Here is a 20,702-nt window from a genome sequence, read left to right as displayed (position 1 = left end):
ACCATCGCCACATGACATCTGACGAATACACAACTTCGGTATCGGGTCCGGGCGCACTGATCACGGCGGTCCCGGCCCTACTCGGCTTCATCCCGGACCGGTCACTGATCCTGGTGACCTTCGATGGTGACGGGACCGAGATCGGCACGACGATGCGCCACGATCTGGCGTTCGGCGACGACGGTCTGCCCACACCGCCGACTCTGGGCGTGATCGAGCATCTGGCTGCGGTCTGCGAATCCTACGACGTGGTCCGGGTGGTCGCCGTCATCGTCGACGACACCTATCCGATCGACACCGGTGAGTACCGGCGACTGGCCTCCATCATCCACCGGAATCTTTCGGCGACCGGCGGCCTGCACGGAGCCTTCGCCACTGCCGCCATCACGCAGGGCAGTCGATGGCACACCGTGTGGGACAACCGGTCGCCCGGCGAATGGTCTGGGGCGCCGGTGTATTCGGGACCTCAGACGGGGTTGGTCGGCGATCCGAAGATCAGCCCCGTCGCCGTGGCGCGGGCGGTCAGCAAGGGCAGACGGGTGTTGAACACCCGCAGCGAGATGGTCGAACACCTGGCGCCGATGCCGCACTGTGGTGACGAGGCTTGTGACGCGCACATGCTCTCGGCGGCCGACGACCTGGCCTACCGCGATCTCGCGGCCGACCGGGCCGGTCGGAGCGGCAGCACGTTCGACGGCGAAACGGGTTCGGTGGACCAGACATTCATCGACCGATGGGTCCTGGAGGATTGCATCGATGCGTTCGGGATGGGTGCGGTCGGGGCGCATCGGACACCACTGGACGTCGTGGTCGAGCACATGCGGCGCTTGCAGGAGCGAACCGATCTGGAGTTCGCACTGTCCGTGATCCACCGCGGCGACACCGGTGCATTGACCTGCGACGAACTACGGATCTTCGACAAGGCGCTGCGGGAACTCTGTGTCCGCGACGCGCTGATGGCGTTGGCCGTCAGCGCACGGTGGATCGAGGCCGAGCAGGTGTGGGCGACGCTCTGCCGTCGGCTCCGCGGCCGCGGTCAGGCGGCGGCGGCGACACTCCTCGGGTTTGTGCACTATGTTCACGGCAACGGGACGATGGCCGGCATCGCCTTCGACCGTGCACTCGAGGCGAGTCCGGGCTATTCGATGGCGACGCTGTACAGCGATGCGCTGACCAGGGGGATACCGCCGAACGTGATCGGCGAGTGTGCCCAGACCGGCTATCTCGTCGCTCGCTCGCTCGGAGTGGAACTACCCGAGGCTGTGATGCACCCGGCGGCCTGATCAGACCGTCGAATGGGCGCGGACGCCGAGCGAGCGGGTGTAGTCCCAGGCGTCGGCCACGATCACCGACAGGTCTGTCTTTGCCGGATACCAGCCGAGTTCGGCGATGGCCTTGTCGCTCGAGGCGATCAGCACCGCCGGATCTCCGGCACGTCGCGGCGCATCGACCACGTCGATATTCAGTCCGGTGACCTCTTCCACAGCCGAAATGACTTGCCGCACAGAGAAACCGGTGCCGCTGCCGAGGTTGAAGATCTCGTGGCGGCCGGCAACGGCGGCTTCGAGGGCAAGCACATGCGCGGCTGCGAGGTCGTGCACGTGGATGTAGTCGCGGATCGCCGTGCCGTCGTCGGTGGGGTAGTCCGTGCCGAACATCTTGATGTGCTCGCGGTGACCGAGCGCCACCTGCAGGATCAGCGGGATCAGGTGCGTCTCGATGACCCGGTTCTCGCCGGCACCACCGTAGGCTCCGGCGACGTTGAAGTACCGCAGGCTCGTTGCCGCCAGGCCGTGCGCGTGTGCGTACGACGTGATGGCGTGATCGATGGCCAGCTTGGTGGCGCCGTACGGGTTGGTCGGCCGGGTGGGAGCCGACTCCAGGATCGGGACCGATTCCGGCTCGCCGTAGGTGGCCGCGGTTGACGAGAAAACCAGCCGCGGGGTACCCGAGGTCCGGATCGCCTCGAGCAGTGCGAGCGACTCGACAACGTTGCCGTACCAGTACTTCTCGGGCTCTACGACGGATTCACCGACCAGCGACTGGGCGGCGAAGTGCAGGACACCGTCGAAGGACTGTCCCGTCAGGACACCGGCGGCGACGTCGCGGACGTTGCCCTCGACGAACGCCGCCCCTTCGGGGAGCGCATCGGCATTGCCGGTCGACAGATTGTCGATGATGGTGACGTCGTGACCGTGTTCGATCAGGACTCGAGCGCAGACGCTACCCACATACCCGGCTCCGCCGGTGACAAGGAGTTTCATTGAGGTCTGGTATCAGACTTTCTCGACCTGGACGGAATGTGCCATCTCTTCCGAGAGCTGCAGCCCGGAATGACCCGGAGTGCTGATCACGATCGAGTCCGGCAACACCGTGACATTGACGCGTGCGCTCGGAACGACGCCCGCTTCCTGAAGGGCGCTGATCAACTCGGGGTCGGCCTGTGCGTGCTCGGACAACCTGCGCACGATCACCGCAACCGGCTCACCCTGCGGTAGTTCGGAGATCCGTGTCATCGCCGTAGGTGCGTTGGTGGGGGAGTAACCCAGCAATTCCAGTCCCGGAATCGGGTTGCCGTACGGCGACGTCGTCGGATGGTCGAGGACCTCGAGCAGCCTGCGCTCGACGTTCTCACTCATCACGTGCTCCCAGCGGCATGCCTCGGCATGTACGTCTTCCCAGGGCATCCCGATGACGTCGACCAGGAGCCGTTCGGCCAGGCGGTGCTTGCGCATCACGGACGTGGCCAGGTTGCGACCTTTGTCGGTCAGTTCGAGGTGCCGGTCTCCGGCGACGAGTACCAGGCCGTCGCGCTCCATCCGCGCTACGGTTTGTGACACGGTCGGCCCGCTCTGCTCGAGACGTTCGGCGATCCGTGCCCGAAGGGGAACAATGCCTTCTTCTTCGAGGTCGTAGATCGTCCGGAGATACATCTCAGTCGTATCGATCAGTTCGTTCACGATCTCCATCCCTTTCGTCTTGACCCAGGTTACCCGCCCGGAAGGGTGTTGTTGGTAGCGCCGCGGGAGGTCGTGGGTCACATCAACGTGTGGTGTCGAGCAGGACACTAGGCTCAATTCATGAGTACTCGGTCACATACGTCGAATTCCCGGTCCGCGGCAGTGATCTGGAGCGACGAATTCCTGCGCTACCGCTGGACGCCCGCACACCCGATGAACCCGGTCAGGCTGGCGCTGACCATGTCTCTGTCGCGCTCCCTCGGGGTGCTCGACGGTATCGAGACCACTGCGCCGATGCCGGTCGACGACCGGTTGCTGCAGACCGTCCACACCTCGTCCTACCTCGACGCGGTCCGGGCCGCATCGAACATCGATGACCACACCAAGGGCGCCGCACACCTGCTGGAGCGCCTGTTCGGGCTCGGCAGCGCCGACAACCCGGCCTTCGAGGGCATGCATGGCGCGGCGAGTGTGTTGGTCGGCGGAACCATGGCCGCGGCCGCGGCGATCGCTTCCGGGTCGGTGAAGCGGGCCGTCAACATCGGCGGTGGCATGCACCACGCGATGCCCGGGCACGCGGCAGGTTTTTGCATCTACAACGACTGTGCCGTCGCGATCCGCTGGCTCCTCGATCAGGGCTACGACCGGATCGCGTACATCGACATCGACGCCCATCACGGCGACGGCGTCCAGAAGGTGTTCGCCGCCGACCCCCGCGTGTTGACGGTGTCACTGCACCAACATCCGGCTACGCTCTGGCCGGCCACCGGCTGGCCGGAAGAGGTTGGTGAACAAGACGCGCGGGGGACGGCGGTCAACATCGCCCTGATGCCGGAAACCAACGACAAACTCTGGCTGCGGTCGTTCAACGCGATCGTTCCGGCCATGATCGAGCAGTTCCGTCCGCAGCTCATCGTCAGCCAATGTGGTGCCGACAGTCACGTCCGCGATCCGCTGACCGACCTGTCGCTCACGGTCGACGGCCAGCGTGCGGCGATCCTGGCGATGCGTGATCTTGCCGACAAGTACTGCGAGGGCCGGTGGCTCGCCGTCGGTGGCGGCGGCTACGGCATCGTCGATGTGGTGCCCCGCAGTTGGACCCATCTCATCGCCGCGGTCACCGACAACGACATCGCACCCGATACGATCATCGATGAAAGTTGGCGCGAGGCAGCCAAAGTCGAAACGGAGTTGCTCGACGTGTCACTCCGCGGTGATCCGGCAGCCACCATGACCGACGGTGGCGACCTGGACTACCTACCCTGGAACGGCGACGGTGGCGGCCCGCTCATGGAGGGTGTCAGCGAGGCGGCCCAGAGCCGCCTCGACGCCACCATCATGGCAACGCGCCGAGCTGTGTACCCGATGTGCGGTCTCGACCCGGAGGATCCCCGTGACTGACAATTCTGAGATCAGCGATCCGGTGACCGAGAACATTCGGCCCGATCAGCGTGGGCCGCACGACTATCCGCGCCACTGGATCGCCGATGTGCTGGCCAGCGACGGCGGGGTGGTGCACCTGCGGCCCATCGTGCCGGAGGATGCCGACGCGCTGGTCCGGTTCCATTCGGGCCTCTCCGAGCGCACGCGTTACCTACGGTATTTCGGGCCCTTCCCGCACATCCCGGCACGCGAACTCGCCCGGATGACAACTGTCGACCACTACTCGCGGGTGGCGTTTGTGGGTGTCCTGGGCGGCGAGATCATCGCCATCGGGATCTACGAGGGTCTGGCCGCGAGCGGCAAACCCACGACGGCCGAGGTCGCCTTCGTCGTCGCCGACGAGCATCAGGGTCGCGGGCTCGGTCCGGTGCTGCTCGAACATCTTGCAGGCGCGGCCGCCGAATGCGGGTTCGAGAAGTTCGAGGCAGAGGTCCTCGCGGAGAACCCGAACATGGTCGCGGTGTTCCGCGACGCCGGCTATCAACTGCGCCGCAGTTTCGACGGCAGCACCATCCACGTCGAGTTCACCATCGACCCCACCGAAGCGTTGTTGTCGGTGCGCAATGCCCGCGAACGTGCATCCGAGGCGCGCAGTGTCGCCAATCTGCTGCGTCCGGGGTCCGTTGCGGTGATCGGCGCGTCGGTGGACCGGCTCAAGGTGGGAAATGCGGTGCTGGCCAACGTGATCGCAGGCGGATTCACCGGCCCGGTCTTCCCGGTCAACTCCGAACACCGTGCGGTCCGCGGTATCCGGGCCTACTCCACGGTGCGGGACATCCCCGACCCGGTCGATCTGGCGATCGTCGCGGTTCCGGCCGACGCCGTCGAAGAGGTGCTCGACGACTGTCTGCACAAGGGTGTCAAGACGATGCTGGTGCTCTCGGCCGGATTCGGTGACACCAGCGATTCGGGGCTCGCGTCGGAACGGCGTCTGGTCGAATCGGTTCGGGAACACGGCATGCGCCTGGTGGGTCCCAACGCGCTGGGCGTGGTCAACACCGATCCGGAGATCTCCCTCAACGCCACGCTCGCCCCGCACGTGCCCGGTCGTGGTGCGGTCGGATTCTTCTGCCAATCCGGCGCTTTGGGCATCGCGATCCTCGACACCGCCGCCCGCAGGCAGCTCGGACTGTCGACATTCGTCTCCGCAGGCAACCGCGCCGACGTGTCGGGCAACGACCTGCTGCAGTACTGGGACACCGATCCCGACACCGAAGTGGTGTTGCTGTACCTCGAGAGTTTCGGTAACCCGCGGAAGTTCACCAGACTCGCGCGACGGGTCGCCAGTGGTAAGCCGGTGGTGGCGGTGAAGTCGGGCCGCGGCGCGGTACCGCCTGCGATGGCAGCTGCCGACCATTCGCTCGACGACGCCAGTACCCGGGCGCTGCTGGCCCAGGCCGGGGTCATCCAGGTCAGTACCATCGGCCAACTATTCGACTGTGCAACGGTTTTCGCCTATCAGCCGTTGCCCCGTGGGCCGCGGGTGAGCATCGTCGGGAACTCGACGGCGCTCGGTGTGCTGGCGCAGGAGGCGGGCAGTCACTTCGGACTGCAGGTCGTCCAGCGCGTCGATCTGGGGCCGGCAGCATCGCCGGAGACCTTCGAGGAAGCGGTCCGCACCGCAGCCGCCGATGACGACGTCGATGCACTCATCGCGGTGTTCGTGCCGCCGGTCGCGGTCAGTGTCGATCGCTATGCGCAAGCACTGATGACCGGGATGTCCGGGGCCGACAAGCCGGTGGTCACCACATTCCTTGCGGTGGAGGGTATTCCGCATCATCTGACGGTCCTGGGACAGTACGGCACCCCGGCGCGTGGCTCCATCCCGTCCTACCCGAGTCCGGAGCGGGCCGCCGAAGCACTCGGACATGCCTGGCGGTACGCGCAGTGGCGTTCGCGTCCGGCATCGCAGGTCAGGCGTCCGGTCGACGTCGATCCCGATCTGGCTCGGCGACTCGTCCGCGAAGCAGTGGAGAGAGCAGGCGGCGCGGTCATCGATCTCGATGATCAGCTCACCGCACAGGTGCTGCGCTGCTACGGAATCGAGATCGTCCCGTTCCGCGAGGTCAGCACCGTCGAGGAAAGTGTCGCAGCGGCCGACGAACTCGGCTATCCGGTCGTGGTCAAGGCGTTCTCGGCGGTGTGGCGCGGGCGGGCCGACCGCGAGGGTGCCCGGCTGGATCTGCCGGATCAGCACGCGGTGGAACTCGCGACGGTCGAACTCGCGGAGGTCACCGGAGAGTCCCGGTTGCACGTACAGAAGATGGCACCGAAGGGCATCAGCACCGTCATCCGGGTTCGGGACGATCCGTCTTTCGGTTCACTGATGTCGTTCGGGCTCGCGGGCGTGACCAGTGATCTGCTGGGGGATCGCGCCTACCGGGCGCTGCCGTTGACCGAGTCCGACGCTGCCGATCTCATCGAGGCGCCGCGGTCGGCGCCGCTGTTGTCCGGGTATGGCGGGTCCGAACCGGTCGACAAGGAGGCCCTGATCGATCTGGTGATCAGGATCTCGGCACTGGTCGACGACATACCCGAAACGCGGGACGTGGTGTGCGACCCGATACACGCCACCCCCGGCGGCGTTGCCGTGCTGTCCGCCCGGATGACCGTGGGGCCGGTGCCGGCCAAACACGATTCCGGACCTCGCCGGCTCTGAGGAGCCGGACGGGTCTTCAGATCGGGTCCACCACAGCGATCAGCCGCCACCGACGATGTCTGGTGGCGGCTGATCTACGCGATGAACGTTGTGTGTCAGCTGGCGTAGGCACGCAGGCGATCGGCCCGCTCACCCTGGCGGAGCTTCGACATGACCTCACGCTCGATCTGGCGAACCCGCTCGCGGGACAGACCGAACATGCGGCCGATCTGGTCGAGGGTGCGCGGCTGACCATCGTCGAGTCCGAAGCGCAGGCGGATGACCTGCTGTTCGCGCTCGTCGAGCGTGGACAGCACGGACCGCACGTCGCTGTGCAGTAGTCCGGCGATCACGGCGTTCTCGGCGGAGGTTGCCTCGGCGTCCTCGATGAAGTCGCCCAGTGGCGCCTCTTCGTCGCTGCCGACGGGCATATCCAGGCTCACCGGGTCGCGGCTGTGATCGAGGAGGTCGGCGATCTTCTCCGCGGGGATGCCCGACTCCGACGACAACTCGTCGTCGGTGGCCTCGCGTCCGAGCTGCTGATGCAGTTCGCGCTTGATGCGGGCCAGCTTGTTCACCTGCTCGACGAGGTGGACGGGGAGCCGGATCGTGCGGCTCTGATCTGCCATACCGCGGGTGATCGCCTGACGGATCCACCAGGTGGCGTAGGTCGAGAACTTGAAGCCCTTGGCGTAGTCGAACTTCTCCATCGCACGGATCAGTCCGAGGTTGCCTTCCTGGATAAGGTCGAGCAGCGGCATGCCGCGACCGGTGTAACGCTTGGCCAGCGAGACAACCAGACGCAGGTTGGCTTCGAGGAGGTGGGCGCGTGCCGACTCACCCTCGCGGACCAGCTGCGCCAGGTCCTTCTTCTTCACCGCGGACAGACGCTTGCGCGTCGCCAGTACGTGCTTGGCGTAGAGACCGACCTCGATCTGCTTGGCGAGCTCGACTTCTTGTTCGGCGGTGAGCAGCGCGGTACGGCCGATTCCGTTCAGATAGACACGGACCAAATCCGAGGCCGGGCTCTGCGCATCCAGGTCCTGTTCGGTCATCGCCGGACGGATGGTGGTGGTGGGGCTGGACATGTCGGCCTCCTCAAGTGCGGTTGCTTTCACACTGTTCAACGGAGGGAGCGGTGCAGATAGTTCCGAACCAGGATCCCGATGGGGACCCTGTGACCTGCAACTATCGAGAACCGGGCTGAGAAGTTACTGAGAGTGTACTGAAGTTTTCTGGCTGAGGGCGTCCCAGCGGGCCGGCAGGACGATGCCGTGGCGCACCAGACCCTCGACCAATTCGTGCACCGCCGCGGTGTCGTTGTGCTCCTCGCCGGTCGCCACCGCGAGCAGTTCGGTGATCTCGTCCAGACACAATCCGTCGGGGTTCAGACCGGCGAGCAGCGATTGCCCCAACTGGTCGATCTCGTGACTCCAGCGCGGCCCGTCGGGGCGGTGGATGCGGGTGATGATGCGCTCCCAGCCACCTTCTTGAGCCAACGTCGACACCTGTTCGAGAGCAACACCGTCGGCGACCGAGAACTGCTCGTCGCCCACGTCGTGGCTGCGCAGCCAGGCGACGCGGCGCAGGTAGTCGGTGGCCTCGGGGCCGAGCGGGTCCTCGAAGGTGTGGCTGAGTTCTTCTGCCAGCAGGTCGGTGGGCTCATCGGTGCGGCGCATGAAAACGAAGCCGAAGCCGATGCCGCGGACGCCTGCCTTGTGTAGATGGGTCAGCCAGCGGTCGGCCATCTCGGCCGATGCCGGATCGCGCGGATCGTGTCCGGCGTCGCGGAGCCACGTGCCGACGTACAGTGCCGGATCGGCGACGTCACGTTGCACCACCCAGGCATCGACGCCCTCGTCGGGGATCCACTGTGCGATCCGCTCACGCCAGTCGTCGCCGGTGATCACCCAGGAGGCGAGCATCGACGCGGTTCCGCCCTCGTTCAGGAAGTTCGGTGCGGTCCGGCACATCAGCTCGCTGGCACCGTCGAGATCGAGCCCGGAGTCGCGGTAGGTGTGGGTGACCTTCGGCGGGCCCACGACAAAGGGCGGGTTCGCGACGATCTGATCGAACTTCTGTCCGCCGACCGGACCGAACCAGGGGCCTTTGAGCAGCGAGTACCGCGAGGGGGCGATGTCGTTGATGGCCATGCCCGCGCGGGTCAACGCCAGCGATCGGTCGGTGATGTCGGTGGCCGTGAGATGGCCGGCGAAATCCGCGGCGTGCACGGCCTGCACACCGCAGCCCGTGCCGACGTCGAGCAGTCGGCCGACCGGCTCGGTGGGGGTGGCCCGGAGCAGTGACAGTGAGGCGTGGCCGACACCGAGCACGTGGTCTTCGGTGATGCTGTGGCGCCGGAGCGTGCCGTCGAGATCGGAGAACAGCCACCGGTTGCCCGTACCGAAGTCGAAAGGCCGCAGGTCGATGGCGGCGTGGAGGCCGCGGTCGTCGCGGCGGACGATGCCGTGTCGGATCGCGTCGTCGACCGACACCGGCCGCAATGCGGCGCCGACCTGGGATTCGGAACAGGTGTCGCCGAGCAGGAGCAATCGGACCAGGATGCCGAGTTCGCCGCCATCGGCGCAGATCCGGCGCGCCGGGACGGGTTCGCCGCGACCGAGGGCCGCATGCGCTTCTTCGCCGAGCAGGCGCAGCACACCATCGGTGGTGTAGTCGGCGCGCAGAAATGCCTCGCGTAGGCCGTCAGCCTGGGTGTACAGGTCGGCCGTTTGTTCTGTGATGGTCACTCTTTGCGTCGATCGATTTCGTGGAAATCGTTGCCGTCGGTCAGTTTCCGTGAATACGGACCGCTGTACTTGTAATGGAGCACTTCGTCTTTGGGGCGTGGGGGCCGGTCGTTGGCCATCAGTACCGCGATCCAGGGGATCGGGATGGACAGCACGATCACGCCGAGTGCCAGGAGTCCGTTCTGCGTCGTCGCGTAGACGATTCCCGCGATGACCAACGCCGGAATGCGAAAAGCCATCAACGTCAGGTACCTGCGTACGCGAGCGCGATGTTGTTCTTCCAGGGAGGTCTGTGCCTCGGTGATGAGAAACGTTTCGGGCGCGTGATCTTTCGAACCCACGATTTCTACTATCCTCTTTCTCCCCGGCATCGGCCACATCGGGTCGATATTGGCCCACCGGGCCAGGTCGATGCAGAATTGACCTCATGGATACCCAGACACTCGACAAGCCGGACGTCACCACCGACGAAACGACCGAAGACGACACCCCGAAGTTCTTCCACTACGTGAAAAAGGACAAGATCGTCGAAAGTGCGGTCATGGGCAACATCGTCGTGGCGCTGTGCGGCGAGACGTTCCCCGTCACGCGTTCGGCCAAGCCGGGTTCGCCGGTCTGCCCGAAATGCAAGAAGATCTATTCGAAGATGAAAAAAGGCGAGTAGTCGCCGAGACCGGTGGTCGGTTTTCAGGCCTGCGGTGAGGGACCTTGATCGTCGGCCGGGTTCTTCCTGATCGGGTCGGGCTTCTTTTGGATCGGACCAGTCGGCAGCCATTGCGGAGTACTGCGGAACTGATCGGTGATGTCGCTGGTCTGCTGTGACACCCAGTCACGCATCTGGTCCATCTTGGTGGGATTGGCCGGCCACAGCTGCTGCACGATCGAGTTGAACTCGGCGCCGACCACAATGGCAAAACCGAGGAAGAACGTGAACAGCAGGAACGCGATCGGTGTGGCCAGCGCGCCGTAGCTGTATCCGGTCTGGGTGATGACCGCCAGATACCAGCGCAGCACCGCGCTGGCGCACCAGAACACCAACCCGGCCAGCAGCGCCCCGCAGACCAGCCGGTGCCAGGGCAGCGGTTTGGCAAGTGCGACCCGGTAGAGCGTGGTCAGGCCCGCGATCAACAGCAGCGCCACGGCCGGGAAGTAGCCGTACTCGATCGCCACGGTGCTCGCCGGGTGCCACGAATCGGGGATGACGTCGCGTACGTAGGTGGGTCCGAGTGCGACCAGAGGCAGGGTGAGCACCGCGAGCACCAGGAAACACACGTACAGCCACAGCGCGAACAGCCGCTGGGTGACCGGGTGCCGCACGTTGTGCTGGCCGTGTGCGATCACGATCGAGTCGACAAAACTGGCCATCGCCGACGATCCCGCCCACAGCGACAACAGGAAGCCCAGCGAGATCACCTCGGCGCGGCCGCTGACCAACACGTTGTCGACGGTGGGGCGGATGATCTCGTCGACGACGTTGGCGCTGAAGGTCCGATCCGAAAAACTGATGATCCGGTCGGAGATGATCTCTTCGGTGTTCGGCCCGAACCAATTTGCGATATACCCCACAGTGCCCAGTAATCCCAGGAGCAGCGGCGCTAGGGAGAGCGTCTGCCAGAACGCCGCCTGCGCCGCCATCGCGAAGATCGAGTCGTCCCACGACTTCGTGATGGTTCGCCAGAGCATCCAGGGCAGGCGCTTCGTGACCCCCGAAATCGTGGGTTTATCTGCGTCATCACCACGGGTCGGTGTCGACGGCGTGGGGTCGGGAACGGGATCGGGGGCGGGCCCGGTTGATGCGCTGATGGTGTCAAGCATTGCCGAAGTTCGGATTCGATGCGTGTTGCCGCGCCGCCACCGCCCTGCACCCGATCGCCCACCGATTCGCGGTAGCATTCCCCGATGCCTGGGCTCGCCGAGCGCTTCGTCGCCGACACCGACCGCCAGGCGCACTCGTCCGACTCCGTCGAATGGTGCACCACTGTTCAAACCTCAACTGCGTCAAGGAGTTGTGCTCTGCCGTGACCCGACCCACAGCCGTTTCCGAGCCATCGACAACCACCCCGGCCCCGGCGCCGGCAGCGTCGTCGCTACGGACCTGGCAGCGACGGGCGCTGACCAAGTACCTGTCGGCCGCACCGAAGGATTTCTTGGCGGTGGCCACCCCGGGTGCCGGCAAGACCACATTTGGTCTGCGTATCGCTGCCGAACTGTTGGCCGACCGCACCGTGGACCAGATCACGGTGGTCGCACCCACCGAACACCTCAAGCATCAGTGGGCAGGTGCGGCTGCGCGAGCTGGTATCGCCCTGGATCCGAACTTCAGCAACTCGGCGGGTCAGACCAGCTCCGACTTCAACGGCGTGGTCCTGACCTACGCACAGGTCGCGGCGCACCCGTCGCGACACCGCGTCCGCACGGAGAATCGCCGGACCCTGGTGATCCTGGACGAGATCCACCACGGCGGTGACGCGAAGAGCTGGGGTGATGCGATCCGTGAGGCCTTCTCCGACGCCACCCGGCGGTTGTCGCTGACCGGAACACCCTTCCGATCCGACGACAGCCCCATCCCGTTCATCACGTACGAGCCCGAGCCGGGCGGCGGTGCCCGATCGGTCGCCGACTACACCTACGGCTACTCGGACGCGCTCGCCGACGGCGTTGTGCGCCCGGTGGTGTTCCTGGCCTATTCGGGTGAGGCGAGTTGGCGCAACAATGCGGGCGAGGAGTTCACCGCCCGGCTCGGTGAACCACTGTCTGCCGAACACACCGCACGCGCCTGGCGCACCGCACTCGACCCGCACGGCGACTGGATCCCGGCCGTCCTGCAGGCGGCTCACACACGCCTGAGGCAACTACGCAGCACCGGTATGCCCGACGCCGGCGGTCTGGTGATCGCGACCGATCAGACCGTGGCGCGCGACTATGCCGAACTCCTGGAGGCGATCACCGGAAAGATGCCAACGGTGGTGCTCTCGGATGATCCGAAGGCGTCGGGGCGGATCGCCGCGTTCAGCGAATCCAAGGACGAGTGGATGGTCGCTGTCCGGATGGTGTCCGAAGGTGTCGACGTTCCTCGTCTGGCGGTCGGTGTCTACGCGACCAGCGCATCGACCCCGCTGTATTTCGCCCAGGCCATCGGCCGCTTCGTGCGATCGCGGCGACCGGGAGAGAACGCCAGCGTGTTCCTGCCGTCGGTGCCGGTGTTGCTGCAATTGGCCAGCCAGCTCGAGGCACAGCGCGATCACGTGCTCGGCAAGCCGCATCGGGAATCCGACGGCCTCGAGGATGCACTGCTCAACGACGCCAACAAACAAAAAGACGAAGCGGGTGAGGACGAGAAGGGATTCGAGTCCCTGCATGCCGATGCCGAACTCGATCAGGTCATCTTCGACGGGTCGTCCTTCGGTACCGCGACGTTCTCCGGTAGCGACGAAGAAGCCGACTACCTCGGCCTGCCGGGTCTCCTCGACGCAGACCAGGTGCGTGACCTGCTGCGCAAGCGGCAGTCCGATCAGGTGGAGAACCGAAGCGCCGACGCGATGCCGACGCCGCCCGTCGAACGGGCCCCATCGGTGGGTAAGCAGCTCACCGCCATGCGCAAGGAGCTGAACAGCTTGGTGGCCATGCACCACCATCGCACCGGGCGGCCGCACGGTCAGGTGCACAACGAGCTGCGCGAACGCCTCGGGGGTCCACCCACCGCGATGGCCACGGCCGAGCAGTTGCAGGAGCGGATCGACGCACTGCGGAAGTGGCGCTGAGGCCGGGTTCGGCTCTCGTCACCGCCCGCTGCGCGGCAACAGACACCGCAGATACAACACTGCCGCGGTTCACCTGAGTGAACCGCGGCAGTGTGCTTGTTGAGTTGTCTTAGACGAGCTCGTCCTCGGATGTCACTGTCGCGCCCATGTCAACAAGCCGTGCCTCGTGCTCGTTGAAGTGGTGACGGCAGAACAGAAGCTCTCCACCGGTGGAGAGCGTGGCGCGCACTCGTGCTGCGGCACCGCAACGATCACAGCGGTCAGCAGTGGTCAGTTGCATGGCGATCGGGGGCGTGGTGATGGTGTCTGACATTTTTCCTCCGTCCCGGGCCTGCGTGGCGCGGTTCCCTTCGCGAGCTAACACACCGGGGCGGTGCATCCAGGTCTCACTCTCTCAGACGATTTGCGAATCGTCTTTGTTCCCGAGGTCCTCCGGGTGTGTCGTCACTCACCCGTAACAGCAGTCCTGCGATCTGCAACATATGTAACCGGGGCGGTGTGACGCAAATCCCACGGCACCTTGCACTTACAGTGAATCGATGCCCCGGTCCGCCAACACCATCCCGCGCTCGGCTGGACACGTCGGGCTGCTGCCCCTGTTGTTTGTCATCGGGGCTATCTGTCAGTACGTCGGCGCCTCGATCGCCGTCCCGTTGTTCGACGACCTGAACCCCGCAGTGGTGGCCTGGTTGCGGACGTTGGGGGCCGGCGCGACACTGTTGGCGATCTGGTGGCCGCTGGCCGGATGGCGCTGGCCGCGCGTGGGGGTGTCGTACGGCCGCAGACGGCTGCTGATCGCCTCGGCCTTCGGGCTGGTGACCCTCGGCATGAACGTGGCGTTTTATCTGGCCATCGATCACATCGATCTCGGGGTGGCCGTTGCGATCGAGTTCCTGGGGCCGATCGTGGTCGCAGCGGCAGGCTCGCGGCGGATGGCGGACGGCGTTGCGGTACTCGTGGTCCTGGTCGGGGTGGTGCTCCTGAGCGGTGCCAGTTTCTCCGGATCACCCATCGGCGTGGTGTTCGCCCTGATGGCCGCTGCATTGTGGGCCGGCTACATCTTGATCGGGAAGTTGGTTTCGGGCAACGCAACCTCTGAGCAGCCCTGGCGGGACGGCATCGACGATCTGGCGATCGGATTGTCCATGGCCGGCGTGATCTGTGCCCCGCTGGTGATCGGGGTGAGCACTGCCGCCGACCCCGGGGCACTGTGGGATTGGCGGATCCTGGCGCTCGGCATCGGAGTCGGTGTGCTCTCGAGTGCGATTCCGTACCTGCTCGACCAGATCGTGTTGGCACGCCTGGCCCGAGCTCGATTCGCACTGCTACTGGCGTTGCTCCCGGTGACGGCGACGGTGGTCGGCGCGGTGATGTTGTCCCAGATACCGTCGCCCGCCGAACTGTGTGGCATTGCACTGGTGATCGCCGCCATCGTCTTCACGGCGCGCGACGAGCGGGGCCCGGCCGCGGGTCGTGACGTTGGTGTCGGCGCCGGTGATGAAATTGCCCCTGGCGCACTGCCGGGCTGATGCGGCAGGCTGGTGGGGTGAGCGCAGGAACGAACCTGGTCCATCTCTGTTCGATCTCGGACTGGCTCGAAGCCAGGACGACGGGATCGATCGAGCCCGCGTCCCTGGCCGAACAGGGTTTTGTGCACCTGTCTGAACGCCGGAAGGTTCACATACCCGCGAATCTGCTGTATCTGGATCACTCCGACCTGGTGTTGCTGACCATCGATCCGCTGCGCGTCGGTGCCGAAATCGTGTGGGAGGATGGCGATCCACCCGATCCGTCGGGGTTGCAGTTCCCTCACCTGTACGGCGCTCTGCCGGCCGGCGCGGTGACTGCGGTGGAGCGCTATGACATCGACGAGTCCGGGCGCTATCCGCAACTGCACTAATAGGTGATCCCGTTCTCGCGAGCGATGATGGCCGCCTGCACGCGTGACCGCAGCTGAAGTTTGGCCAGAATTCGGGACACGTGTGTTTTGACCGTGGTTTCGCCGATGAAGAGCTCTTGCGCGATTTGAGCGTTCGACAATCCTGCGCCGAGGGTGGCCAGAATTTCTCGTTCACGGTCGGTCAGTTCGGCAAGTTGTTGTTCCTGGGCCGATGTCGGGCCGGACGCCCGTGGTGGACGGGCAGCGCCGGTGAACCTGTCGATGACGCGGCGGGTCACCTCTGGTGCCAGAACGGCGTCACCTCTGGCGACGGCCACGATTGCCGCGCCCAGTTCGGCAGGAGTCGCGGACTTGAGCAGGAACCCCGCGGCGCCGGCGGTCAGTGCGGAGAAGATGTACTCGTCGATGTCGAACGCTGTCAGTACCAGGACGCGGGTGGCCCCGGAGGCGCAGATCTGGGCGGTGGCGGCGATGCCGTCGGTGCCCGGCATCCGGATGTCGAGCAGTGCCACGTCCGGTTGCAGGTCGGCAACCATCCTGACCGCCTCGGAACCGTCGGATGCCTCACCGACCACGTCGATGGAGTCGGTGCCTGCAAGCATCATCCGCACCCCGGCCCGGATCGCCGCATGATCGTCGGCGACGATCACCCGGATCATCGCGAACCCTGTGCGGAGAGGAATGTGGCCACGGGAAGTTCGCAGCGCACGACCCATCGGTCGTCGGCGACGGTGACGGTGCATGCGCCGCCAACCGAACGCGCCCGCATCTCCATGTTGGCCAAGCCGTGTCCGCCCGGCTGCACGGGTACCCGGACGCCGGAACGCACCTGGTTGGACACGGTGATCGTGACCGACGAATCGTGCTGTCGGACAGCGATGTCGATCGGTGCACCGGGGCTGTGCGTGACCGCGTTTGTGATCGCTTGCCCGACGATCCGATAGCCGGCGATGTCGGTCATCCTCGCCACCGCGACCTCGTCCAGGGTGGCGGTGACCGCTGATCCGGATGCGCGGGCGGAGTCGATCAGCCGGTCGAGACCACTGAGGTTTGCCGTGGTGGGTGGATCCAGATCGTCGGTGCCGGTGAGCACTTCGATCATCGTCCGCATCTCGCCGAGTGCGTCGACGCTGGCAGAACGGACCGACCGCAGGACCGTCTCTCGAATCGTGGGGTCGGTGGTATCCAGCGCTGCCGCCGATTGCATGGCGATACCGGACAACTGGCCGGCGACGACGTCATGGAGATCACGGGCGAACTGCCTGCGCTCGAACGCCACGGCAGCCTCCTGCTCGCGGGTGGCCAGTGCGGCCAGGGCCTGCGCGCGGTCGCGTTCACTGTCGGCGGCGATCTGGTGCTGGCGGATGGCCTGGCCGTACGAAGCGGGCGAGGCGATGAGGGCGACGAGGAGGATCATCGCGAAGAGGGTTACCCGCCAATCCCCGGAAGCACTCAGGGTGACGGTGAACGTGATCGCCGCAATCAGCCAGTTGGACAACAGCATCGTCCGGTTGACCCGGGCCGTTGCGTAGATCGCGACGGCATAGATGATGTCGGAGTAGACGATCCAGACCGCGATGGTCGGACCCCACAGGGCGTCGAGGGCCAGAGCCGCCAGACCGCCTGCCAACGCGAGCGCGGGCCGGCTGGAGCGGAACGTCTGGAAACCACAGGCGATGGCCAGCGAGAACAGTGGGAGCCAATGGGGGAGTGAGTCGATCAGCGCGGTGGTCCCGAAGAAGTAACGCAGATCGGCGATATACATGACCGTGCCGACGACGAAGAAACCGACTGCCACCGCGACATCGCGCCGGACATTCGATCGACTGTGGGTCCGTTCCATGACGCACCTCCCTTGCGTCCATGACAGCACAGCCGGAGCCCCCGAACGTCGTCGGAAATGATGACAGGAAGATCGATCTGGTGGCCGATGCGACGAGAGGGTCATCGGTCGCAGACTCGTAGACATGGACTCACCGATTGTCGCTGTCATCATCGGATGTGAGATCGGCTTCTGGGTGCTCGTCTTCGGAGGACTTGCGGTGCGGTACCTCACGAGCTCGCAACGTATCTCAGTGGTGATACTCGCATCGGTGCCGCTGCTCGACCTGATCCTGCTCGCCGCGGTCGCGTACGACGTGCACCGCGGCAGCGACGTGGAACTGGTTCATCGGCTGGCCGGGATATACCTCGGTGTGACCGTCGCCTTCGGACATTCGATGATCGCCTGGGCAGACAACCGCTTCGCGCACTGGTTCGCAGGCGGCCCACCTCCGCCTCGTCCACCGAAACGGGGGCCCGCCGCGCTGCGTCGGGAACTGATCGCGTTCGGCCAGTGGCTTGCGGCGGCAGGTGTCGCAGCGCTGGCAGTGCTACTCCTGTCGGCGACAGTTGCCGATGCCGATCAGGATGCGGCGCTTCTGGGCATCTTTCCGACGCTCGGTGTCGTCACCGTCATCTGGCTTCTGGCCGGTCCGGTCTGGGCGTTGTTCGACCTTCGATGAGCGCTTAGAAGTCGCAGCAACCACAGCACTCGCAACAATCGCGGTTGTCGCCGCGGCCTTTCGTCCCTGACCGGGGACGCTTGCCGTGCAGGGCTTGCGGTCGGTTGCCACCGCGACCATCGCCGGTCCCGGCGAGGGCTTCCGTCGAGGCCGGGGGCCGGCGGAGGCATACTCGCGTTGCGCATCAACAAGAATCGAGACCCGTCACCGGTCTGCCGGCTTCGAAACGTGGTGGGTCAGGCATGGCGAAAGATGCCGACCATCCAGTGACCGAAACACGACACGCGCAATCTGGCCGGGTCGAAAGCGTCGATGTACTCCGATTGATAGCTCAGAATACGAATCCAGATGCAATCATCGGATATCCCGGTAGATATGACCGCCGGAATATCGCAGCTGAAAGGAATACATGCCATCCGAGTTCACGGTCGATTCGAGTCGCGGCGCAACGATTTCGGGTATTCGGTGGGACCCCACCGATGAACCGGTTGCGGCGGTGCTCCTGATCCACGGCATGGGCGAACACATCCGGCGATACACCGAGACCGCCGAGGCGTTGACGGACGATGGGTATGTCGTTTACGGCTACGACCATCGCGGCCACGGACGTTCCAAACTGGCCGACCGCGACCTCGGCGACCTCGGTCCGGACGGTTGGCCACAACTGGTCGCGGACATCGGACGGGTGGTCTCGAAGGTGCACGCCGAGCAGCCCGACCTGCCATTGGTCGTGATCGCGCACAGCATGGGTTCATTTGCGCTGCAGCAATATCTACTCGACGACAGCAACCAGGTCGACGCGGTGGTATTGACCGGGACCGCGGCGCTCGATGGTCTCGAACCCGCACTCGACCTCGACGCCGGACTCGACCTGACACTGTTCAACGCGCCGTTCGCCCCCGCCAGGACGGACTACGACTGGCTGTCGCGCGACAACACCGTTGTCGATGACTACATCGCCGACCCCCTGTGCGGGTTCGGCATCGACGTCGCTTCCGCCCGGGCGATGTTCGCCGGGGCCAGGCGGATTGCGGAACGCCCCGCGGTGGCTGCGATCCGGCCGGATCTGCCGATCCTCATCGCGGTTGGCGACAAAGATCCGGTGAACGGCGGGGGAGCGCTGGTGGATCTACTTGCGGCGCACTACCGCAACGGCGGTCTGGAGGACGTCAGCGTCCGGGTCTTCTCCGGCGCTCGTCACGAGGTTCTCAACGAGACCAATCGGGCGCAGGTGCGCGGCGAGATTCTCGATTGGCTTGCCGAGGTCGTCGATCAGGGCGAGTGACAGATGGAAACGACAAATGGCCGGACCCGCTTGGGGTCCGGCCATTTGTTCGCTTGCTGTGACTGTGACTAGTCGAGGTAGTCGCGCAGGACCTGCGAGCGCGACGGGTGCCGAAGCTTCGACATCGTCTTCGATTCGATCTGCCGGATCCGCTCGCGGGTCACGCCGTAGACCTGACCGATCTCGTCGAGGGTGCGCGGCTGTCCGTCGGTGAGTCCGAAGCGCAACCGGACAACGCCGGCCTCACGTTCGGACAGCGTCTCGAGGACTGACTGCAGTTGATCCTGAAGAAGTGTGAACGAGACGGCGTCGACGGCCACCACTGCTTCGGAATCCTCGATGAAGTCACCGAGCTGGCTGTCGCCTTCGTCACCGATGGTCTGGTCGAGTGAGATCGGTTCACGCGCGTACTGCTGGATTTCCAGCACCTTCTCCGGCGTGATGTCCATTTCCTTCGCCAGCTCTTCCGGAGTGGGCTCACGGCCCAGATCCTGGAGGAGCTCACGCTGGATACGACCGAGCTTGTTGATGACCTCGACCATGTGCACCGGGATACGGATGGTGCGCGCCTGGTCGGCCATCGCCCGGGTGATCGCCTGACGGATCCACCAGGTGGCGTAGGTCGAGAACTTGTAGCCCTTTGTGTAGTCGAACTTCTCGACCGCACGGATCAGACCCAGGTTGCCTTCCTGGATGAGGTCGAGGAAGGCCATGCCGCGGCCGGTGTAGCGCTTGGCCAGCGAGACGACGAGTCGCAGGTTGGCCTCGAGCAGATGGTTCTTGGCCCGGCCGCCGTCGCGGGAGACCCACGACAGGTCGCGACGCTGCGCAACGGTGAGCTTCTCGCCTGCCTCGGCGAGTCGGCGCATCCGCTCGGTGGCGAAGAGTCCGGCCTCGATGCGCTTGGCGAGCTCGACCTCTTCTTCGGCGTTGAGCAGTGCGACCTTGCCGATCTGCTTCAGGTACGCGCGGACCGAGTCGGCAGAGGCGGTGAGCTCGGCATCCTTGCGGGCCTGGCGCAGTGCCTCCGACTCGTCTTCGTCCCAGACGAAGTCGCCGGACGCCCGGTCGGACTCCGACGGTTCTTCGTCGGCCTTCTTGGTCTTGGCGGCAGCCTTGCCGGGAGCTGCGACAACCACCGTGGTGGTGTCGTCATCGTCGTCGTCATCGACGGTCACGTCTTCGAGTTCGTCCTCGTTGACGTCGATGTCGTCGATCGATGCTTCGTTTTCGATGCCGACTCCGTCGATGCCGTCGACATCGCCGTCCTTGGCACCCCGCTTAGCGCCTGCCTTCTTCGCAGGCGCTTTCTTGGCTGCAGCTTTCTTGGCCGGGGCCTTTTTGGCGGCTGCTTTCTTCGCGGGCGCCTTGCGTGCCCGCGGTGCGGTCACCGACTCCGATTCCGACTGCTCGGCATCTGGTTCAGTTTGGCGGGTCTTCGTGGCTGCCACGTACTACCTT

General features: G+C 65.3%; 19 protein-coding genes. 9 read left to right on the top strand and 10 right to left on the bottom strand.

Annotated features, from left to right (window positions below; genetic code table 11):
* Positions 1–11 precede the first annotated feature (11 nt).
* The gene (locus tag AC1D75_RS17920; RefSeq protein WP_495516653.1) at positions 12–1,283 is read left to right on the top strand and encodes a DUF4192 domain-containing protein; all 1,272 of its coding nucleotides are present in this window, start codon (positions 12–14) and stop codon (positions 1,281–1,283) included.
* Here AC1D75_RS17920 and galE read toward each other — a convergent pair whose 3' ends face one another.
* Positions 1,284–2,264 (bottom strand): UDP-glucose 4-epimerase GalE, encoded by a 981-nt coding sequence (gene galE / locus AC1D75_RS17915; protein WP_495516652.1) that lies wholly within the window; start codon positions 2,262–2,264, stop codon positions 1,284–1,286. It lies immediately after the preceding gene.
* A 12-nt stretch (positions 2,265–2,276) separates the two neighbouring features.
* Positions 2,277–2,960: an iron-dependent transcriptional repressor DtxR gene (locus AC1D75_RS17910; protein ID WP_495516651.1), complete on the bottom strand. Its 684-nt coding sequence runs from the start codon at positions 2,958–2,960 to the stop codon at positions 2,277–2,279.
* Between the two features lie 120 nt (positions 2,961–3,080).
* Between AC1D75_RS17910 and AC1D75_RS17905 the strand changes: the two genes are divergently transcribed.
* Both AC1D75_RS17905 and AC1D75_RS17900 read left to right on the top strand, forming a co-directional pair.
* Positions 3,081–4,361 carry an acetoin utilization protein AcuC gene (locus AC1D75_RS17905; protein WP_495516650.1) on the top strand — a complete coding sequence of 427 codons (1,281 nt, stop codon included), beginning with the start codon at positions 3,081–3,083 and terminating at the stop codon, positions 4,359–4,361.
* Positions 4,354–7,062, top strand: a complete 2,709-nt coding sequence (locus tag AC1D75_RS17900) for a bifunctional acetate--CoA ligase family protein/GNAT family N-acetyltransferase (protein WP_495516649.1) — start codon at positions 4,354–4,356, stop codon at positions 7,060–7,062. The genes AC1D75_RS17905 and AC1D75_RS17900 overlap by 8 nt, the downstream gene beginning before the upstream one ends.
* Before the next feature lie 95 nt (positions 7,063–7,157).
* Here AC1D75_RS17900 and AC1D75_RS17895 read toward each other — a convergent pair whose 3' ends face one another.
* The 3 genes from AC1D75_RS17895 to AC1D75_RS17885 form a co-directional block, all read right to left on the bottom strand.
* Positions 7,158–8,129 carry a sigma-70 family RNA polymerase sigma factor gene (locus tag AC1D75_RS17895; RefSeq protein ID WP_495516648.1) on the bottom strand — a complete coding sequence of 324 codons (972 nt, stop codon included), beginning with the start codon at positions 8,127–8,129 and terminating at the stop codon, positions 7,158–7,160.
* A 123-nt stretch (positions 8,130–8,252) separates the two neighbouring features.
* Positions 8,253–9,791, bottom strand: a complete 1,539-nt coding sequence (locus tag AC1D75_RS17890) for a DUF7782 domain-containing protein (RefSeq protein WP_495516647.1) — start codon at positions 9,789–9,791, stop codon at positions 8,253–8,255.
* Positions 9,788–10,162, bottom strand: a complete 375-nt coding sequence (locus AC1D75_RS17885; RefSeq protein WP_495516646.1) for a DUF3099 domain-containing protein — start codon at positions 10,160–10,162, stop codon at positions 9,788–9,790. The genes AC1D75_RS17890 and AC1D75_RS17885 overlap by 4 nt, the downstream gene beginning before the upstream one ends.
* A gap of 56 nt (positions 10,163–10,218) precedes the next feature.
* Between AC1D75_RS17885 and AC1D75_RS17880 the strand changes: the two genes are divergently transcribed.
* Positions 10,219–10,455, top strand: coding sequence for a DUF3039 domain-containing protein (locus AC1D75_RS17880; protein WP_495516645.1), 237 nt, complete (start codon positions 10,219–10,221; stop codon positions 10,453–10,455).
* A gap of 23 nt (positions 10,456–10,478) precedes the next feature.
* On the opposite strand, the gene AC1D75_RS17875 is transcribed toward AC1D75_RS17880, so the two are convergent.
* On the bottom strand, positions 10,479–11,606 hold the full coding sequence (locus tag AC1D75_RS17875) for a YihY/virulence factor BrkB family protein (RefSeq protein WP_495516644.1): 1,128 nt from the start codon (positions 11,604–11,606) through the stop codon (positions 10,479–10,481).
* Between the two features lie 203 nt (positions 11,607–11,809).
* Between AC1D75_RS17875 and AC1D75_RS17870 the strand changes: the two genes are divergently transcribed.
* Positions 11,810–13,552: a DEAD/DEAH box helicase gene (locus tag AC1D75_RS17870; RefSeq protein ID WP_495516643.1), complete on the top strand. Its 1,743-nt coding sequence runs from the start codon at positions 11,810–11,812 to the stop codon at positions 13,550–13,552.
* A 109-nt stretch (positions 13,553–13,661) separates the two neighbouring features.
* On the opposite strand, the gene AC1D75_RS17865 is transcribed toward AC1D75_RS17870, so the two are convergent.
* A complete protein-coding gene (locus AC1D75_RS17865; RefSeq protein ID WP_482139250.1) occupies positions 13,662–13,865 on the bottom strand; it encodes a DUF7455 domain-containing protein in 204 nt (67 codons plus the stop codon).
* A gap of 226 nt (positions 13,866–14,091) precedes the next feature.
* On the opposite strand from AC1D75_RS17865, the gene AC1D75_RS17860 reads away from it, so the two are divergent.
* Complete coding sequence (locus AC1D75_RS17860) at positions 14,092–15,081, top strand: EamA family transporter (RefSeq protein WP_495516642.1); 990 nt, start codon at positions 14,092–14,094, stop codon at positions 15,079–15,081.
* A gap of 17 nt (positions 15,082–15,098) precedes the next feature.
* Complete coding sequence (locus AC1D75_RS17855) at positions 15,099–15,452, top strand: DUF952 domain-containing protein (RefSeq protein WP_495516641.1); 354 nt, start codon at positions 15,099–15,101, stop codon at positions 15,450–15,452.
* On the opposite strand, the gene AC1D75_RS17850 is transcribed toward AC1D75_RS17855, so the two are convergent.
* The gene (locus tag AC1D75_RS17850; protein ID WP_495516640.1) at positions 15,449–16,111 is read right to left on the bottom strand and encodes a response regulator; all 663 of its coding nucleotides are present in this window, start codon (positions 16,109–16,111) and stop codon (positions 15,449–15,451) included. The genes AC1D75_RS17855 and AC1D75_RS17850 overlap by 4 nt on opposite strands.
* Complete coding sequence (locus tag AC1D75_RS17845; RefSeq protein WP_495516639.1) at positions 16,108–17,295, bottom strand: sensor histidine kinase; 1,188 nt, start codon at positions 17,293–17,295, stop codon at positions 16,108–16,110. Before AC1D75_RS17845 ends, AC1D75_RS17850 begins: the two co-directional genes overlap by 4 nt.
* Before the next feature lie 124 nt (positions 17,296–17,419).
* On the opposite strand from AC1D75_RS17845, the gene AC1D75_RS17840 reads away from it, so the two are divergent.
* Positions 17,420–17,956: a hypothetical protein gene (locus tag AC1D75_RS17840; RefSeq protein WP_495516638.1), complete on the top strand. Its 537-nt coding sequence runs from the start codon at positions 17,420–17,422 to the stop codon at positions 17,954–17,956.
* A 409-nt stretch (positions 17,957–18,365) separates the two neighbouring features.
* Positions 18,366–19,241 (top strand): alpha/beta fold hydrolase, encoded by an 876-nt coding sequence (locus tag AC1D75_RS17835; RefSeq protein ID WP_495516637.1) that lies wholly within the window; start codon positions 18,366–18,368, stop codon positions 19,239–19,241.
* A 68-nt stretch (positions 19,242–19,309) separates the two neighbouring features.
* Here AC1D75_RS17835 and AC1D75_RS17830 read toward each other — a convergent pair whose 3' ends face one another.
* Positions 19,310–20,692, bottom strand: a complete 1,383-nt coding sequence (locus tag AC1D75_RS17830) for an RNA polymerase sigma factor (protein ID WP_495516636.1) — start codon at positions 20,690–20,692, stop codon at positions 19,310–19,312.
* Between the last annotated feature and the right edge of the window lie 10 nt (positions 20,693–20,702).

It is taken from the genome of Williamsia sp. Y712, from assembly GCF_059445525.1.
The sequence above is the reverse complement of the archived record's forward strand: the minus strand, read 5'-3'. Positions and strand labels throughout refer to the sequence as shown.

What these genes read in the sequence shown, in the direction of transcription:
- AC1D75_RS17860 (WP_495516642.1), top strand. Translation starts at nt 14,092, where the DNA reads ATGCCCCGGTCCGCCAACACCATCCCGCGCTCGGCTGGACACGTCGGG.
- AC1D75_RS17885 (WP_495516646.1), bottom strand. Translation starts at nt 10,162, where the DNA reads ATGCCGGGGAGAAAGAGGATAGTAGAAATCGTGGGTTCGAAAGATCAC.
- AC1D75_RS17895 (WP_495516648.1), bottom strand. Translation starts at nt 8,129, where the DNA reads ATGTCCAGCCCCACCACCACCATCCGTCCGGCGATGACCGAACAGGAC.
- AC1D75_RS17865 (WP_482139250.1), bottom strand. Translation starts at nt 13,865, where the DNA reads ATGTCAGACACCATCACCACGCCCCCGATCGCCATGCAACTGACCACT.
- AC1D75_RS17840 (WP_495516638.1), top strand. Translation starts at nt 17,420, where the DNA reads ATGGACTCACCGATTGTCGCTGTCATCATCGGATGTGAGATCGGCTTC.
- AC1D75_RS17875 (WP_495516644.1), bottom strand. Translation starts at nt 11,606, where the DNA reads ATGCTTGACACCATCAGCGCATCAACCGGGCCCGCCCCCGATCCCGTT.
- AC1D75_RS17850 (WP_495516640.1), bottom strand. Translation starts at nt 16,111, where the DNA reads ATGATCCGGGTGATCGTCGCCGACGATCATGCGGCGATCCGGGCCGGG.
- AC1D75_RS17920 (WP_495516653.1), top strand. Translation starts at nt 12, where the DNA reads ATGACATCTGACGAATACACAACTTCGGTATCGGGTCCGGGCGCACTG.
- AC1D75_RS17905 (WP_495516650.1), top strand. Translation starts at nt 3,081, where the DNA reads ATGAGTACTCGGTCACATACGTCGAATTCCCGGTCCGCGGCAGTGATC.
- AC1D75_RS17880 (WP_495516645.1), top strand. Translation starts at nt 10,219, where the DNA reads ATGGATACCCAGACACTCGACAAGCCGGACGTCACCACCGACGAAACG.
- AC1D75_RS17835 (WP_495516637.1), top strand. Translation starts at nt 18,366, where the DNA reads ATGCCATCCGAGTTCACGGTCGATTCGAGTCGCGGCGCAACGATTTCG.
- AC1D75_RS17845 (WP_495516639.1), bottom strand. Translation starts at nt 17,295, where the DNA reads ATGGAACGGACCCACAGTCGATCGAATGTCCGGCGCGATGTCGCGGTG.
- galE (WP_495516652.1), bottom strand. Translation starts at nt 2,264, where the DNA reads ATGAAACTCCTTGTCACCGGCGGAGCCGGGTATGTGGGTAGCGTCTGC.